Here is a 14,730-nt window from a genome sequence, read left to right as displayed (position 1 = left end):
TTCTAAGCTTTTCTTTGTTTGAAAAAGTCCTACCCTCGCGATGCCATCGTCCTGATGGCCGCTCGGCTCGGCACATCCTGTGCCGAATTACGTACTTTTTCAAAGTCGAAAAGCAATAATTGCTAAAGCTCATGAAAGAGCCAATAGAAACCCTTTCATGGGGCTTTTTCACACTTTAGCTAACAAGTGGATTCGTCAACAATCTGAATACAAAGTATTTGCATCCTATGAATCTAAATCTTCGTTTATAAAATCCTCCATCTCCTCATATGTCCTTTTTATAATTCCTCTTTTTAAGTCCTCTTGTTCCTGTTGGGGCAAGCCTTCAACACTAATATCTGTTGTTTGCTTTAACTGCAGATTTCCATATTCATCAGTTTGATAAATATAAACCTTTCCCTCATTTTCAAGGGCTATAAAAACTTTGGGAGGCCAAGCATTTTCAATGTTCTTTGTAATAATAACCTTTTCTGATGTAAAGTACTCAACATTATAACCCTGTCGTCTAAAATAATTTTCTGCATATTCCTTGTCTGCTCCAAGTAATTCATCATTAGGAATAATGTTTTCTTCGATTGCAAAATACCCTACCCTTGTATAAATGTCCCTTTTGATAATTCTTGTTTTTTCGTTAATTATATTCTCTGGCAGTTTCACCGCTGTTTTTGCAACTACATTATCCTTATTATTTTGCTTTCCGATATACCTTTGCATTGTAAAATAACCTGCAAAAAAGCTTGCTATTGAAATTAATATAATTGCTATGAATATGTAAACTTTTCTATAAAGCATAATATCCCTCCTTAGAGGGATATTATAACCACTAAACTATTATTTTATTCATTTAATTTAAAAATTATTCTCCCCATCCTTCTGGGAATTCTGCATTATGCCATACATTTTGAACATCGTCATTTTCCTCAAGTCTATCAAGCATTTTTTCAAACTTTTCAACTGCTTCTCCACTTATACTTGCATATGTTGTTGGTACCATTGATACTTCTGCAGAAGCAAATTCTATTCCGTTGTTTTCTAATGCTTCTCTTACAGTTGAAAAATCCTCTGGAGATGTTATTATTTCATATACGTCTTCCTCAGATGAAAAATCTTCTGCACCTGAATCAAGTGCCAACATCATTAATTCATCTTCGTCCAGACCTTCCTTCTTTTCAACTATAAGTACACCCTTCTTTTCAAATAAGAAGGATACACAACCTGTTGTTCCAAGGTTACCACCAAATTTTTCAAATGTATGTCTTACTTCACTTGCAGTTCTATTTCTATTGTCAGTAAGTGCCTGAACAATAACTGCAACTCCGTTTGGGCCATATCCTTCATAAACTATTTCTTCATAATTTACATTTCCTAATTCTCCTGATGCCTTCTTTATTGCTCTTTCTATATTATCCATTGGCATATTATTTGCCTTTGCCTTTGCTATGGCATCTCTTAGTCTTGAATTGGCTTCAGGATTGGCTCCTCCTTCTTTTACTGCAACAGCAATTTCTTTACCTAACTTTGTAAAAATTTTAGCTCTTATTGCGTCTTGCTTACCTTTTCTATGCTTTATATTAGCCCATTTTGAATGACCAGCCATTTTTTTATGCCCCCTTAACTTAAAATCCGAATATATATTTTACCACTAAAATTGTCTATTTTCAAGAGTTGAGGGCTTTAAACTAAAAATCAACCATAACGCATCTACCATAAACAACCTGCATTCCGTATTTTTTAGCCTTTTTTATAACCTCAAAACTTTCAGCTCCTGGTTGGAACCACACATATTTAATTCCAACTTCCTCAGCTTCATCTATATATCTTTCTCCTCTTACAGGATTTATAACCATATTTATTGCCTCTATTTTTTCTGGAAGCTCCTTAAGGGAGACATATGTTTTTTGTCCATCCACTTCCTTTCCAGATGGATCTACTGGATACACCTTATAGCCCTTATTCTTTAAAAAATTATATATTTTGTATGCAAATTTTTCTTTATTTGAAACACTTCCAATCACTGCCCAAGTTTTTATATTTTTAAATTCTTCTATCATTGTGGCACCTCCATAATTTTACCTTCTTCATCAACAAAGCAGGTAACACCTTCCTCTTTTACTTTAATTATATCATTACCATTAAACATTTCAATCAAATCTTGTCGAATTTTCTGAAATTCATTATTGAAAGCCATTATTTCTAATGTAACTACTTCTGTAAACTCTGTATTTCTTATTATTATATTTCTTTTGCTTAGATAATTGCTAACCTTACCATATTTATCATAATCACATACAATATTAAACACTACAGCTTTAGATTCCTTTACTTTTCCTGCAGCATCTACACCCTGTTTACAGGATGCACCATAGGCTCTAACAAGACCACCTGCTCCTAATAGAATACCACCAAAATATCTTGTTACAACAACTGCAACATTATTTAAGTTTTCTCTTTTTAAAACCTCAAGGACTGGTGGACCAGCAGTACCTTGTGGTTCTCCATCATCTGAATATCGCATTGATATTCCATTATTTGTTATGTAGGCATATACATTATGTGTAGCATCCTTATATTTTGACTTAATTTCATTTATGAAGTTCATTGCCTCTTCTTCGTTTAATACTCTTTTTATATTACAAATAAAAATAGAGCGTCTTTCCTCCATCTCTACTTCCACCTGTTTTTTAATAGTATATAATTCCTTAGACATCACATCTACTCCCTTCTATCTCCATTAAAGCCATCTCTGCTGCTTTTATTATATATTCCTTCTCATTTCTATCGTTTAATATATCCTGTAAATACTTAACTGCCTTTTTGCTTTTTATTTTTCCAAGAGCCTTAATTGCATATTGTTTAACCTGAGGTCTTTTGTCCTTTAAAACAGCAATTAAAGAATCTTCAGCTTCTTTTGCTTCTATTTTTCCTAATGATGAACAGCATATTCTTTTTATATTTCCATCTGTACACTTCAAAAATGCCATAATAGACTGTATTGCCCGTTTAGATTTTAACTCACCAAGAAGCCATATAAGGAAAAGGCATTCATCTCTATTTACAGAAAAAAGGTTATCTATAGCATAATTCTCAAGAGCTTTTTTCTTTTTCTCATCTAATCCCTCTAAGAGAAGGACTCTTTCTTTTCTATTACACTTGTATAGATTGTTTATAATTTTCTCAGGGTTTTCCCCAAGCTCCTGTGTTCTATATTTTATTCTACATTCAATTATTTGTCTTTCAACTATATTTTTTTCAATACCTCTTATTTTTGATATAGTACTAATATCTTTTCCTTCTTTATAAAGAAGGTAGCTAATATCAGCATCACTTAATAAATCAATATTTTCCCAAGATAAATTCTTCATATCATCACCTATTTTAATATAAACATATTTGTAATTATCAATTTAATATGATAATATATTTAAAGAAATTTATCAATGTTGGAGGTGCAAATAATGATAACTAAGGATATGGGAATAATTGAAATAGTTAACAAATATCCTGAAACAGCAGATGTATTCTTTAAGTATGGAATGCATTGCTTAGGCTGTATGGCTGCAAGATTCGAAACACTTGAACAAGGTGCTCTTGCTCACGGTATCGATGTTGAAGCTATGGTGAAGGATCTAAACGAAGCAATAAATAAGTAATTCTATACATAAAAAGTGCCAAGAACTTTTGTTTCAAGGCACTTTTTATTATATAAAATTAAAAATATTACCCTTTTTACTTCTAAAATATACTTCCCCCATTTTATCTAATGCAAATTTCAATTCTTCTTTACTGCAGGTGCCAAAGCTTATTCTAAAATAATTGGTATTTATCTCATCTAAATAGAAGGCACTTCCAGGTGCAATTGTTATTCCTTCATCTTTTAATAGACTTGCATATATCGATGAATCCATATCTGTTCTACACCAAATATTTATACCACCTTTAGGCTCTATAAAATCTATAAAGTCGGCATTCTCTTTAATGTATTCAACAACAAAATCATATTTATCCTTATATTTTTCTACTAAAAAGTTAATGTGTTTATGCCATAGTCTTTTTCTTAAATATAAGTCAAAGGCCCTCTGCATAAGTCCAGAAGTTGAAATATCTGTTGAATATTTTACACTCTGAATATCCATACTCATATTGTTTGGTGAAATAATATATCCTAATCTTAGTCCCGGCATAAAAATCTTAGAAAAACTCTTTAAATAAATAACTCTATTATTTTTATCAATAGACTTTATAGGAAGAGTGTTTTCACCATAAAATCTTAATTCTGACATATAATCATCTTCAATTATGTAGAATCCATATTTGTTTGCTAAATATATAAGGCTTAATTTTGTATCCTCTGAATATGTATATCCAGTAGGGTTTTGAAAGTTTGTCATTATATATAGTAATTTTATTTTATTCTTTTTAACAACATCCTCTAAAACCTCTAAATTAATTCCATCCCTTTCAATAGGTACTTCAATAACATTAGCTCCTCTTGATCTGAAAACTGCAACTGCTCCTGTATATGTTGGGCATTCTACGACAACATTATCTCCAAACTTTAAAAGTGTCTTTGAAATAATATCTATTCCCTGCTGTGCTCCCGATATAATATTTATATCGTTTATATTGGTTTCTATGCCAATCTCCCTTGAATATTCACGTAGGCTTTCTCTAAGAGGAAAATAACCCTTTGGTTCTTGATACGTAAATGCAAATCCTCCATCCCTATCTAAAACTTCATTTATAACATTTTTAAATTCTTCTACAGGAAAGTAATTTGGATTTGGCATTGAATTAGATAAATTGATTTTTATATCTTCATTTATTTTATATTCTCTTTTTACTCCAATTTCTTGTTTTACTGTTCCATTACCTCTAACAAAGGTACCACTTCCAACTTTAGAATATACTAAACCTTCCTGCTCAAGCATTTTATAGGCGTTTACAACCGTAACGTTATTAACTCCTATACTTTTTGAAAGTTCCCTTATAGAAGGAAGTTTTTCATTCTCCTTTAGCGTACCTATTTCTATTAATTTTTTTAACTCCTCAAAAACTTGTATGTAAAGAGGTTCTACACCATTTTTATTTACTGAAATAGGATAGTGTTTTTTCATATAATCCCTCTACTTTCTTAAGAAGAAAACTGATGTTGTTCCTTCCCCAACGTGGCTTCCAATGGCTGCACCAATTTCGTATATTACAAATTCTTTTATATTAAATTCTTTTTGTATTTCATCTCTAAGTTGTAAACAAAACTCAAGATTATTTGAATAGTTCATACCAATTACTTGATTCTCAAGGTCATATCCTCTTTCCTTCATAGTTTCTATAATCTTTTTTATAATTCCCTTTTCTCCTCTTACTTTATCATAAGGAATTATATACCCATCACTAAACTGTAAAATTGGTTTTACATTTAATAGAGTACCTATTGCCGCCTGAGCTGTTGAAATTCTTCCTCCTCTTTTTAACATTTCAAGATTTCCAACTGCGAAAATATGTTCCATCCTATCTCTCATATAAATTACTCTATCTACTATCTCATCTAATGTTTTACCTTGTTTAACCAATAGAGCAGCTTCTCTTACGATTAAACCCAAGCCAACAGAAGCACCCTTTGAATCAATCACTGTAATATCATCTGATTCAAGCATATCCTTTGCAATACAAGCTGATTGATATGTTCCACTCAACCTTGAAGAAAAGGCTATATAAAGAATACTAAAACCTTTATCTAAGTATTCTTTAAATTTTTCCACAAATCTTGCAGGTGGTATCTGAGAAGTTTTAGGTAAATCCTTTATTGTCCTAAGTTTTTCATAAAATTCCTTTGTTGTTATTGTAACTCTATCCTCAAATATTTCATCTCCAAAAGCTACAGTCATAGGTATCATCTCAACATCTAATTCCTTTAGATAATCTAAATCTAAGTCACACGCACTATCTGCAAATATTTTTATTTTTTTCATAATATTACCCCCAATTCATTTGTACAAATGTTATTATACATCAACCTATGCTGTATATACAATCTCATCTATCAAATATTCTTCTCCATAAGTTGTATATTTTCTAATTGTTTCTATTATAGCTCCCTTTTCTACCAACTTATTTAACACTTTACTTAAATCACCATCTATTTGATTAAATAATGGTAAATTTTTTATCTCCTGAACTGATAAAGGTCTTTGAGTAGTCTTTAATACTTCAATAATAGGCGTACACAAAATTTCTATATTATCTTCTACAAAATTCTCAGCAACCCTCAATACATTTTCTACTCTTTCCTTTAGGTTACCTCCTTCTGCCAACTCACTAAACATTCCTTTAACCGATAGATCCATATTTACTGCAAAGGTAAGTATATCCTTATCTGTCATATGTCCCTTTATACTCATTATAAGCCTTGCATAGTATTTAACAAGGTCTACACACCATTGATAAGCTGTTTCATATTTATGTGTTACTAAATATTTATTTACATAGTGAATTGAGTTAAGAAGGTTTGAAAGTATCTCTATATTCCTTATATTTCTTTCTCTATCTGTATAAAATTTTATTTCATTTAAAACATTCATCAATTCATCATCTGAACAAAACAATATCTTTCCACTAAAAACAGCTTTGTGGAATGTTCCACCCTTTAAATAGTGGTTGTATTGGTCTAAAAATATATCCTTTGATACATATTGTATGTTTATCTTTATATTAGCATATCTTGTTTGTATTACTTCATTTTTATTTTGTTCCTTTGTTATAACAAAAAAGTCTATATCAGATTTTTCCCACAAATCACCATTTACCAAGCTTCCATAAATCATTACACATAATATGCTTGAATTTGACTTCAACTTTTTTTCCACACTTAAGTAGGCTTCTTGATATAATCTTATGTTCATCACTCCACCCCCGACTTTAATAATTTAAATTAAAAAATTTTATTTAATTATAGCAAAAAAATTATAAATAAACAATTTATTCTTTAACTTTATCTACTTTAACTATAACAGTTTTATTGCACTCCTCACAAAAGCAATAGTGGTTGCAATATATGTCCTTTGCATCCTCTAATGTATTTTGTTCAAGATTTAACGCATAATCGTCATAGTAATATTCAACTTTATCTAATAACTTCATAGTTTTTTTACAAATCGGACATATTGCAACATAATCAACAATTCCATTACAAACTGGGCAAATAAACATTTTACCATCTCCTACTTCTTTTGATTCTAATTAATCCTATAATAAAAATTACAAATGCAGTTAAACCTAATGTAGTAAATACAGGGCTAAAAAAGTATTTTACTTTAAAATATATATAAGGAAAAGTAAAAATGTCCTTTATACCAAAATTCTCTTTTTTGCCTATAGCTAATGTGTATTTCCCACCCTTTGTAGTAGAATAAACAGCTATTATATACTTTCCGCTTTTATTTATAATTCCACTTATGGATTGTGCCTTTATATAGTTCGTCTGGGTAAATTTTTCATAAAATTCATTGTTATATCCCTTAGGATATACTACATTTATAACTCCATATCCATTTGGAACGGTAAAGGGTACTTCGTGTTTCACTGAAAATTGCTTGCTTAATATAGCGAAATTAGGTTCAAAACCTACATTCTTTTTTATTTTTGGCACAAGCATCTCTATATAAAAATTTTCTCCTTCCTTTGCCTCAAACTCATAAAAATCCACATCGTTTTTATCATCAAGTGAAGCATATATAGCATATGAGATTGTATGGTCGTCAATAGTTATAGGGGAATTAATGGTTGTATCCTTTTTTTCAAATATAGGCCTATGTGCACTTACTATTGTGATTGTACATAACATTAGCAAAAGGACCAATAAACTAATTTTTCTTTTCATTTTTACTCCTCCTTTCCTCTAATTAAATATATTCATTATTTTATTTTTTATACAACAAAAAGAACACCAACTGGTGTTCTAAAATGTTTCTCTATATCTATCCATTATCTTTCCAAAAATTTCAGCTGTTGTAGGCGGAGTATATGAAATAGCATTTGCACCTGCAAGTATTGTTTCTCTTATCGTATCCTCAGTTGGTCCACCAGTTGCTATAATAGGTACTGTTGGGAACTCTTCTCTTATTTTTCTTACTATCTTTGCAGTATTTTGTGCACCTGAAACATTAAATATAGTTGCTCCTGCCTCAAGTCTCTCCCTAAAATTCTCCCTTTCAGACACTACTGTTACTACAATTGGTATATCAATTGTTTCTCTCATTGCTCTTATTGTTTCATTTGAAGTCGGTGCATTAACAACAACTCCAATGGCTCCCTGAAACTCAGCGTCAAGAGCTAAATTGACAACTCGTTTACCTGTTGTTATTCCACCACCTACACCACAAAATACAGGCACATCCGCTGACTGCATTATCGCATGCGTAATTACAGGTTGTGGTGTAAAAGGATAAACTGCAATTACAGCATCTGCATTTGTATTTCTTATTATTGCAACATCGGTTGTAAAAACCAATGATTTTATTCTTTTTCCAAAAATTACCATACCACTTGCTTCTCTAATAACTGGAGGAACTTCAATTAAATGACTTCTCAAAGATCCCTTAATTTCAGGTATAAATTTACCATTCATTATAATACCTCCCTTTTCTTAATAACTTAAACAAATAAACCTTTAAATCTATAAAATAAAATAACTACTTTTACAAAAATTAATATTAAACAAACAGGAGATGATTTTATGCCTCAATATATAAAATTAACTTTATTATTATATATATTAATTTTAAACTCTACAATATCTTTGTTCAAATTTACCTTTTATGATATAACAACAAATTCAATACCTACAAATAAAAAAGTATGTTTAATTATAGTAGATGGATTAAGATTTGATGCAATAAATAATATGCCCTTTATTCAAAATTTAATAAAAAATAACGATGCAAAATTTGCTATTTCGGTATCTGATAAACCAACTATATCAAGAGCAGGGTATATGAGAATCTTAACTGGTGCCCCAACAGATATAAGCGGTATTTCATCAAACAACCAACATATTCCATCTCCAGTGTTATCAATATCTGACTTAGCAATAAAACACAATCTCAAAACTGCACTTTGCGGTTATTTTTGGATAGATGAACTATTTCCATTTAGCTTCCACTATAAAAAAACATATTTTATTAGAGATGGAACTACCTTTATTGATGCTGTTTCCATAGTAAATAGTTTTAAACCAGATTTTTTAATAGTTCATCCAATGTCAGTAGATAATGCAGGACATTCTTTTGGTGGAAGTTCAATGCAATATAAAAACACCGCAAGCAAGATTGATTTAGAAATATACAAACTCTATATGGAACTAAGCAAATACAACTATGACATAATAATAACCTCTGATCACGGACACCAAAACTTCGGTGGCCATACTAAATATGAAGAAAATACATTTTTAACTCCATTTGTATTTATAAGTAAAAACACCAATATAAAATTGAAAAAAAGTATAAATCAAATAGATATTGCTCCTACTGTATGTGATCTATTGGGAATTCCTAAAACTCTATATATGACAGGCAACTCACTTTTAGACAATCAAAATATAACAACCATAAGAAATGTACACATTTTAAACCCTAATCTGCCCTTTGAATATAATCTTAATTTATCTCTTTTTATAACTAATATACTACTTACAATTCATCTTATAATTTATTTTTATTTTATTCGTATACTTTTAGCCAAGTTTTAAAAAATCGTATTCTAACTTTTCTTAATTTATTAACTAATCAAATTTTATCATAATAAAAATAAAAAAGGTAGAGATTTACTAAAAATTAACAATCTCTACCTAATATTCATTATGGCTGCCGAGGTAGGACTCGAACCCACACATGCCTGATCCAGAGTCAGGTGCCTTACCACTTTGGCGACTCGGCATTAAATTTACATTATTTATTATACAAAATATTTATAAATTTTTTCAATATGCTCCTAATTAATTTGTAAATATTTTTTATATCTATTAATTATATCCTCTGTAGCCTCAACTAAAATCTCTATTCCCTCTTCCTTGTATTCTTCCTTTTTAACACAATTTAAGGAATGAAGTTCTGATACTATTTTTGCATCCTTATATGTTACAAGTATTGTCTCCTTTATAATTTTAGAAAATATTCTCCCTTCTACTTCCTTTAAAAACAAATCTAAATTTATCTCCTTAAGTGCTGAAATCTCAATACAATTTTGATATCTTGCCTTAATTGCATATAAATTTTCTTCCTTAGCTAAGTCTATCTTATTAATTGCTAAAATCATTTCTTTATTTTGTGCTCCTATTTCCTTTAAAACTCTATTCACAGTCTCTATTTGAACTATTGCATTATCATTTGAACCATCAACTACGTGAACAATCAAATCACTTTCAATAACCTCTTCAAGTGTAGATTTAAATGCTTCCACTAAATCGTGGGGTAGCTTTCTAATAAATCCTGCGGTATCTGAAAAAAGCACATCTCTGCCGCTTGGTAGTGTAATAATTCTTGTAGTTGTGTCAAGTGTTGCAAATAGCATATTTGCTTCAAGAACTTTCTCCTTATCTTTACCGTAGAGCTCACAAAGTTTATTTCTCAATGTTGATTTACCAACATTTGTATAACCAACAAAGGCAACTACAGGAATCTCATTTTGTTTTCTTCTTTCTCTTTGGACACTTCTTATTTTTTTAACTCTTTCTAATTCATTTTCTAAATCATATATTCTCTCGCGTATATGTCTTTTATCTATCTCAAGCTTTTTCTCGCCCGGCCCCCTTGTTCCAATTCCTCCTCCTGTTCTTGATAGAACGTGTCCTAGTCCTATAAGCCTTGGCAGTCTATATTTTAGCTGTGCAAGTTCAACCTGAAGCTTTCCCTCCATTGATTTAGCACGCTGTGCAAATATATCAAGTATTAATGTTGTTCTATCTATAACCTTACAACCAATTACCTCTTCAAGATTTCTTGTTTGTACACCATTTAACTCATCATCAAATATAATAGTATCTGCCATTAGACTTTGTCTTAATAGTGCAATTTCCTTTGCCTTTCCTGAACCTATATAATATGCAGGATCAATTTTGGCTTTATTTTGTATAACCTTATGTACAACAATAGCACCTGCAGTCTCTGCAAGTTCCTGTAGTTCATCCAATGATTCCTCAATAGAATAGCCATCCTCCGACCTGCAACCTACTAAAATTACTCTCTCTTTATCACCCCTTTGAATTTCATGGGCAGTATATTCAATTTGCTTTTCTATCTCTCCTACAATATCTGAAAATTGCACATTTTCAAGCTCCACAATACTATACGGTCCCTCAACATAAGCTTCATTTTTAAGCAATCCTTCTTCTACCTTTAAATAGCCAAATGAAAAACTTACAGGTCTTGCATCTACAACTGCTACTGCCACCATTGTATCAAACTTCATTTCAATTAAGGCAGTAATATCTGGTACAGACAGTCTTGAATCATTTGATAGATGTGTATGAATGCAACGAATTCCATTTAATCCTCTTTCACTTCTTTTTTCACTCATAAACTCAAGTGGTGCAGTAATGTTATCACCAACCAACACATTAACTATTTTACCCCTTCTATTTATGTATACTGCTACTTCTCGATTTATTGATTGTGAAATTTCAGAAATTATTCCTAAAATATCTTCTGAAATTAATATGTCTTTTTCACAGTTTAATTCATACAACTCTTCTAACCTATTTATATACTGCTTCTTAATTCCTTCTATATTGCCATATATCATATAATCATCCCCTTTTAGTATATACTAAGTATTAATTATATCATCAACCTTTTTTACTCTCAAGGTGTACTAATATATGTTCCTTTTGCTTAAAATATATGTTTATGAAACAACCTTCAACTTTTAATTAAAATTCACTCTTGAATTCTTGACTTTTTTTAGACAATATTTTATATTATTTTTAATATACAAATTTAATGGAGGGACAGTGATGGAAAATAAAAAGGAAAACATATTAATAACTGCTGATGAAATACAATCAAAGGTTGCTGAACTTGGTGCTATTATTTCAAATGATTATAAAGATAAAAAACTATATGTTCTTTCACTATTAAGAGGAAGTTTTATATTTGCAGCTGACTTAGTAAGACACATATCTGTTCCTGTAAAAATTGGATTTATGACCACATCAAGCTATGGACATAGCGAAGAATCATCAGGTAATGTAAAAGTAGTTCACGAAATTGCTGATAACATCGAAGGTTTTGACGTTCTTGTTGTTGATGATATTGTAGATACTGGTATAACAATGAAGTTTGTTATGGAATATCTAAAGAAATATAATCCTGCCAGCATTAAATCCTGTGTTCTTCTTGATAAACCAGAAAGAAGAAAAGTTGAACTAACTCCTGATTATAAGTGCTTTACAATTCCTGATGTTTTTGTAGTTGGTTATGGATTAAACTATGGAGATTACTATAGAAATAAGCCATATATATTCAATTGGGAAAATAAATAAGTCTGCAATTTTGCAGACTTATTTTGTTATATCCTTCATAAAGTCCAAATTTGCATAGGTTTCTGGGACTTTTCCTACTATTATACTTTCTGATATTGGAACACTGGTTGTAACTGAAACATTATTTCTTGCAAATGGAACTATAACCTGGACGCTTGCCTTTATGTCAAGATATATAATGTGACGTGTCTGGTTTATACCTGCTGATTGAAACTCAGACCTATAATTTGTATTAACAGAGCCTACCGGTTTCATTTTAAATGGAATTTTAGGCCCATAGTTTGCAAGTATATCATTTTTAAGAACAACACCAATAGGTATAGAACCTTTTCTTCCCTCAATATTTCTTATTCTATCCTGTACAGAAAGTGAAATTTCAGAACCAATTCTATTAAGTTCAACTGAGTTTGCTTGTATCATAACTATATTCCCATCTTTATCTGTTTTTACTGTTATAATGTCATCATAGGATATTTTATTTTTAAACTCTGTTCGTATAGTTTCATTTATTGTTTCTAATGCAATTCCCCTTGCTTCTGCATCACAATAGGCCAAAATTATTGGTTTAAGGGTTCTATCCAAAAGATAAATGTTTATAATAAAGAAAATAAATATTATGACAAATATTACAAAGGCCTTTTTAAAAAATTTCATTATTTCCTCCTAAATTTATTACTATTAAAATTTATGTGTTTTCTATAAAAAAAAGAAGTTGCTTTCGCAACTTCTTATGCGGCTGTTGAACCATCGATTCCTTCTATTTCACTAATACTGATTTGTCTTGTATGCTTAGTATGGCTCCATTCTTTTTTATTCTTATCTATAATTCCTTGTACTGTTATTGGTATCCATGTTATTGTGTATATACCATATAATACGTACCATATATATACTTTAAATCCCTTTATACCTTCAACACTTAATATAGCAACTGACACTATTCCTATATAGGCTAAATTTAATAATGAAATTTTTATTATACTATCTCCTCTTGTAATTACCCTATCCATTAAAAATACATTTAATGAATAAAGCCCTAAAAATGCTAACATCTTCTTGGATAGTTTTCTTTCTAATGCCATTACTATTGGAGTAAACATAAACTGAAATACACTAAACAGTTTCCATACTATTGGTGTAAATAAGTACTGTATTATAAATATATTTAATCCCTTTTCTGAATGTGTTTGTAAATAAGTTAATATTAATGACATACCTAATAAAAGAATTATAAAAGGTTGAACTGTATATAGTGCACAGTCAAAGGCTACAAAATCTCTGTCTTTAATTGCCTTTTTCATAAGTTTAGTAAAATATCTTGTTGCAACATCTGCAAATCCCTGCATCCATCTTTTTCTCTGATTCCAAGATTGTTTTAAAGTTAGTGGCTTTTCATCATAAATTACAGCAGTATGTGCCCAACCAACTTTATATCCATTTAAAACTAATTTACAAGTAAATTCCAAGTCCTCTGTTAAGCAAGTTGCTCCCCAACCAAACCTCTTAAGTAGTTCTGTATCAACACAGAAACCTGTTCCTCCTATTTGGTTAGAAAGCCCTAATTTCCACCTTGCTGCTTGGAAAAGTCTATTTGCACTCCAGAAAGCTATTGAATATGAATGTGTAATCCAAGAGTCATTTGGGTTTTTACTATCAATATATCCTTGAACAACCTTATATCCTGCAACTAACTTTTTGTTCATTTCCTTTAGGAAATTCCTTGAAGCTAAATTGTCAGCATCAAAGACAACTACAGCATCATATTTTTTATCCATTTCAAATATATTATTAAACATCCACTCAAGTGCATATCCCTTGCCACGTTTGTTAGAATCAAACCTCTCAAACACTTGAGCCCCGTGTTCCCTTGCTATTTTTGCTGTATTATCTGTACAATTATCGGCTATAACAAATATGTCATACAGCTCCTTTGGGTAATCAAGGTTTTTTAAGCTCTCAACTATTTGTGCAATAACCATCTCCTCATTATGGGCTGCAACAATCAACGCAAAGGACTTTTGTGGTTCTACATCATTATTATCTTCCTTTTTTAATCTTAATCCGAAAAAGGAAATAATCATATAATAGGAAGATATAATAAAAACTATTATTTGAAACACAAATGTTGCATTAAAAATAAATTCCTTCATGTCAACTCCTCCAATAAATTTGCTTTAATTCGATACCATTCTAAA

The 14,730-nt window shown here is 30.5% G+C and carries 17 protein-coding genes and 1 tRNA gene; 3 read left to right on the top strand and 15 right to left on the bottom strand.

The window, feature by feature from the left end:
* Positions 1–225: 225 nt before the first annotated feature.
* The 5 genes from JG776_RS04655 to JG776_RS04635 all read right to left on the bottom strand — a co-directional run bounded on the left by JG776_RS04655 (position 226) and on the right by JG776_RS04635 (position 3,362).
* Positions 226–792, bottom strand: coding sequence for a BofC C-terminal domain-containing protein (locus JG776_RS04655; protein WP_291965147.1), 567 nt, complete (start codon positions 790–792; stop codon positions 226–228).
* 64 nt (positions 793–856) lie between these two features.
* Positions 857–1,597: a YebC/PmpR family DNA-binding transcriptional regulator gene (locus JG776_RS04650; RefSeq protein ID WP_291965145.1), complete on the bottom strand. Its 741-nt coding sequence runs from the start codon at positions 1,595–1,597 to the stop codon at positions 857–859.
* Between the two features lie 82 nt (positions 1,598–1,679).
* Positions 1,680–2,051, bottom strand: coding sequence for a CoA-binding protein (locus tag JG776_RS04645; protein WP_291965143.1), 372 nt, complete (start codon positions 2,049–2,051; stop codon positions 1,680–1,682).
* Positions 2,048–2,707 (bottom strand): YigZ family protein, encoded by a 660-nt coding sequence (locus JG776_RS04640; RefSeq protein WP_291965141.1) that lies wholly within the window; start codon positions 2,705–2,707, stop codon positions 2,048–2,050. The genes JG776_RS04645 and JG776_RS04640 overlap by 4 nt, the downstream gene beginning before the upstream one ends.
* The gene (locus JG776_RS04635) at positions 2,700–3,362 is read right to left on the bottom strand and encodes a HEAT repeat domain-containing protein (protein WP_291965140.1); all 663 of its coding nucleotides are present in this window, start codon (positions 3,360–3,362) and stop codon (positions 2,700–2,702) included. The genes JG776_RS04640 and JG776_RS04635 overlap by 8 nt, the downstream gene beginning before the upstream one ends.
* Before the next feature lie 93 nt (positions 3,363–3,455).
* Between JG776_RS04635 and JG776_RS04630 the strand changes: the two genes are divergently transcribed.
* Complete coding sequence (locus JG776_RS04630) at positions 3,456–3,650, top strand: DUF1858 domain-containing protein (RefSeq protein WP_027308054.1); 195 nt, start codon at positions 3,456–3,458, stop codon at positions 3,648–3,650.
* A 48-nt stretch (positions 3,651–3,698) separates the two neighbouring features.
* On the opposite strand, the gene JG776_RS04625 is transcribed toward JG776_RS04630, so the two are convergent.
* The 6 genes from JG776_RS04625 to JG776_RS04600 all read right to left on the bottom strand — a co-directional run bounded on the left by JG776_RS04625 (position 3,699) and on the right by JG776_RS04600 (position 8,623).
* Complete coding sequence (locus tag JG776_RS04625; RefSeq protein WP_291965138.1) at positions 3,699–5,114, bottom strand: PLP-dependent aminotransferase family protein; 1,416 nt, start codon at positions 5,112–5,114, stop codon at positions 3,699–3,701.
* A gap of 9 nt (positions 5,115–5,123) precedes the next feature.
* On the bottom strand, positions 5,124–5,969 hold the full coding sequence (locus JG776_RS04620) for a DegV family protein (protein WP_291965136.1): 846 nt from the start codon (positions 5,967–5,969) through the stop codon (positions 5,124–5,126).
* A 45-nt stretch (positions 5,970–6,014) separates the two neighbouring features.
* Positions 6,015–6,899, bottom strand: coding sequence for a nucleotidyltransferase domain-containing protein (locus JG776_RS04615; RefSeq protein ID WP_291965134.1), 885 nt, complete (start codon positions 6,897–6,899; stop codon positions 6,015–6,017).
* A gap of 76 nt (positions 6,900–6,975) precedes the next feature.
* Positions 6,976–7,206: a hypothetical protein gene (locus JG776_RS04610; RefSeq protein ID WP_291965132.1), complete on the bottom strand. Its 231-nt coding sequence runs from the start codon at positions 7,204–7,206 to the stop codon at positions 6,976–6,978.
* Between the two features lies 1 nt (position 7,207).
* Positions 7,208–7,876, bottom strand: coding sequence for a hypothetical protein (locus tag JG776_RS04605; protein WP_291965130.1), 669 nt, complete (start codon positions 7,874–7,876; stop codon positions 7,208–7,210).
* A 78-nt stretch (positions 7,877–7,954) separates the two neighbouring features.
* Complete coding sequence (locus JG776_RS04600) at positions 7,955–8,623, bottom strand: hydrolase (RefSeq protein ID WP_291965128.1); 669 nt, start codon at positions 8,621–8,623, stop codon at positions 7,955–7,957.
* Between the two features lie 108 nt (positions 8,624–8,731).
* On the opposite strand from JG776_RS04600, the gene JG776_RS04595 reads away from it, so the two are divergent.
* Positions 8,732–9,745 carry an alkaline phosphatase family protein gene (locus JG776_RS04595; RefSeq protein ID WP_291965126.1) on the top strand — a complete coding sequence of 338 codons (1,014 nt, stop codon included), beginning with the start codon at positions 8,732–8,734 and terminating at the stop codon, positions 9,743–9,745.
* A gap of 112 nt (positions 9,746–9,857) precedes the next feature.
* Here the strand turns inward: JG776_RS04595 and JG776_RS04590 are convergent.
* Together JG776_RS04590 and hflX are read right to left on the bottom strand one after the other, a co-directional pair.
* Positions 9,858–9,933: transfer RNA gene (locus JG776_RS04590), tRNA-Gln, on the bottom strand.
* Positions 9,934–9,987: 54 nt separating this feature from the next.
* The gene (gene hflX / locus JG776_RS04585) at positions 9,988–11,796 is read right to left on the bottom strand and encodes a GTPase HflX (protein WP_291965124.1); all 1,809 of its coding nucleotides are present in this window, start codon (positions 11,794–11,796) and stop codon (positions 9,988–9,990) included.
* Positions 11,797–12,007: 211 nt separating this feature from the next.
* Here hflX and hpt point away from each other — a divergent pair, with 211 nt between their 5' ends.
* Positions 12,008–12,535, top strand: a complete 528-nt coding sequence (gene hpt / locus JG776_RS04580; protein ID WP_073249146.1) for a hypoxanthine phosphoribosyltransferase — start codon at positions 12,008–12,010, stop codon at positions 12,533–12,535.
* A gap of 18 nt (positions 12,536–12,553) precedes the next feature.
* On the opposite strand, the gene yunB is transcribed toward hpt, so the two are convergent.
* Together yunB and JG776_RS04570 are read right to left on the bottom strand one after the other, a co-directional pair.
* Entirely contained in the window at positions 12,554–13,189 is a 636-nt protein-coding gene (gene yunB / locus JG776_RS04575; protein ID WP_291965120.1) for a sporulation protein YunB, read from the bottom strand.
* Positions 13,190–13,263: 74 nt separating this feature from the next.
* Positions 13,264–14,685, bottom strand: a complete 1,422-nt coding sequence (locus tag JG776_RS04570) for a glycosyltransferase family 2 protein (protein ID WP_291965118.1) — start codon at positions 14,683–14,685, stop codon at positions 13,264–13,266.
* Between the last annotated feature and the right edge of the window lie 45 nt (positions 14,686–14,730).

It is taken from the genome of Caloramator sp. (assembly GCF_020054765.1).
GTDB classification, from domain to species: Bacteria; Bacillota; Clostridia; order Clostridiales; family Caloramatoraceae; genus Thermobrachium; species Thermobrachium proteoclasticum.
The sequence above is the reverse complement of the archived record's forward strand: the minus strand, read 5'-3'. Positions and strand labels throughout refer to the sequence as shown.